This is a genomic window from Methanobrevibacter sp. (assembly GCF_036307625.1).
GTDB lineage: Archaea > Methanobacteriota > Methanobacteria > Methanobacteriales > Methanobacteriaceae > Methanocatella.
Map to the genome: position 1 here is coordinate 1 of NZ_JAXJXF010000012.1, position 2,221 is coordinate 2,221.

Below are 2,221 nucleotides of genomic sequence, written 5' to 3' on the forward strand. Positions count from 1 at the left end.
AAATAGGAATAGCTACTATCTGCAGCCTAAGTATCGACGGTCTTTTAATAAACAACGGAATAATGAGCACTCCAAAATACGGAGGAGTTCTTGAGCTGACAGAACCTCCGCTGTTCATTGATTTGATATCCTACAACGGAACAACAATAGATCCTCATAAAATCTTTCTATCAAAGAAACTGACTTCAATAAGTAACATCAACAGTCCCAATAAAATATTGGCAAGCGTAAAAGAGATTCCATACATATCACGAGAATATGCAGTTCAGTTGCTTGAAAGACTAAATAATATCGGATTTTCAATTTACAAAATAGGAAAACCAAGAGAACTCGTATACAATGCAAAAGTAGATAACTATAACTTTGGAGTCATAGCTGGTGGTGGACTTAATTCAATAGGTGCAATCAAAGAAAAAGGAATAGAAATTGAAGTAAAAGCTATGGAAAAATTAATTCCTTTCGAAAGCATGGATAGGCTGTAACTAGATTACAGTTACATCCACAGCTTCACCATCTTTAGGTTTATGAACAAATTCAATAATGTCTTCTTCTACCTCATAAACATCTATTTCAACTGTAGCGCCGAGTTCACTTTCATCAAGTGAAATCAATAGCTTAAATCCAGGCTTTCCAAAATATTTTGAAAAATCAACATTCAAGACTTCTCCTTCTGCAAAAATCCTGTTGTATGAAATTTCCAATACATCATGAATCTTTAAATTTTCTTTCAAGTAATTTACGGCTTCCTGTGTTGTTAACTCCAGTTCTTTCATTTAAATCAACTCCGTAAAAAATAGTTATTTTTAATGATATATAAATGTTTGTATAGTATCGAACAAAATATTTCTTCGATGAAAATGCAAAAATTAAAAAAACAAATATAAAAAAGAGAGGGTTTAAAGAATTTCAATAATCAATTCTTCATCATCATGAATGTGGCGCATTTCTATTAAATCGTCAGCAATTTGTTTAAAATCAATTTCAATAGATTGGTTTAGGATTTCACCATTTAATTGCATTGCAACTCTAAGACCTTCGCCGGTTTCTTCATCTTCTTCAGTAATTCCCAATACCTCACCAGGAGCAAAAATACGATTATAAGAAACTTCCAAAGTATCTCTAACATGAACATTTTCTCTAATGTATTCTACAGCTTCATCAAAGGTCATTTGAACTTCTTTAATCATTGTATCGCCTTAATTATTTTATTAAAAAAAAGAAAAAAAGAGAGAGGAATTATAAATTCCTGTATTCTCTGATTGAAGTATATTCGTCGTCAAGTTCTCCGTAAGTGGATAATTTATCTTTGTTTGCTTCAGCATCTAAGTATAAATTACCTTTACCGTTAAGACCAATATCACCAGTGTATTTGATGTATTTACCTTCGAAAGTGACTCCGTCAACTTCAGGATCAACTACAACACCGTCGAGAACAAATCCTTCGAGTAATCTTCCAAGGAATCCGTGAATGACAATGTTACCGTTTTTCATTTGTCCACCAGGCCAACGGTTTACGTTACCGTCGATTTCGATAATACCTTTGGTCATGTGAATACCAGCTAAGATATCACAGTCACCTTTAACGTGGATTCTACCACCGGTTAAACATTCACCACATTGTTTACCAGCGTTACCGCCGACAACAATTTGTCCTCCAGTCATACCTCTCCATTCACCAATGTAAGAAGCACCAGTAAATTCTTTGGTGTTTCCTTCAATTTCAAGGTATCCGCCAGACATTTCTCTTCCAGCGTGAGCTGCTGCATTACCTTTAACGAGAATGGATCCACCAGACATTTCAGCACCAACGTGTAAATCTACGCTGCTGTTACATACGATGTCTCCAGCACTCATTTTACAACCGATGTATTTTACTCTGTTTAAATCACCGTTTAAAATCATTTTAACATCATCAGGTCCTTCTGCATCTCCTTCAACAGTAATGTCGAAGAAGTCAGTGATTGGGAATCTGGAATTTCCAATAGGAACTTGATATTTTGCGAAATCAGCTTCAGTCCATGAAAAAATTTCATCAGGAATTAATTCATCGAATTCTAAAGCGATTGAAGAAGTTTTTATTTGATCAAATGTAATAGTTTTCACAATAATCACCCTTATTTACCATCAACGTCTACTCTAATTGGGTTGGATACGTAGTGGTCGTGTACTGGGTAGTTTTCCCATTTGACTGAGTAGTATTGAGTGAAGAACGGCATAATGT

General features: G+C 34.6%; 4 protein-coding genes. 1 reads left to right on the plus strand and 3 read right to left on the minus strand.

All coding sequences use genetic code 11. From position 1 onward, the window contains the following. On the plus strand, positions 1-482 hold a 482-nt coding region (locus tag UIB65_RS00540; RefSeq protein WP_330039211.1), incomplete at its 5' end, for an NrpR regulatory domain-containing protein. Here UIB65_RS00540 and UIB65_RS00545 read toward each other — a convergent pair. From UIB65_RS00545 to UIB65_RS00555, 3 genes are all read right to left on the minus strand, one after another. Next, on the minus strand, positions 483-773 hold the full coding sequence (locus tag UIB65_RS00545) for a DUF2097 domain-containing protein (RefSeq protein ID WP_330039212.1): 291 nt from the start codon (positions 771-773) through the stop codon (positions 483-485). It abuts the gene before it with no gap. A gap of 123 nt (positions 774-896) precedes the next feature. Then, the gene (locus UIB65_RS00550) at positions 897-1,187 is read right to left on the minus strand and encodes a DUF2097 domain-containing protein (RefSeq protein ID WP_296805392.1); all 291 of its coding nucleotides are present in this window, start codon (positions 1,185-1,187) and stop codon (positions 897-899) included. A gap of 49 nt (positions 1,188-1,236) precedes the next feature. Next, positions 1,237-2,112 (minus strand): formylmethanofuran dehydrogenase subunit C, encoded by an 876-nt coding sequence (locus tag UIB65_RS00555; RefSeq protein WP_330039213.1) that lies wholly within the window; start codon positions 2,110-2,112, stop codon positions 1,237-1,239. Positions 2,113-2,221: the final 109 nt, after the last annotated feature.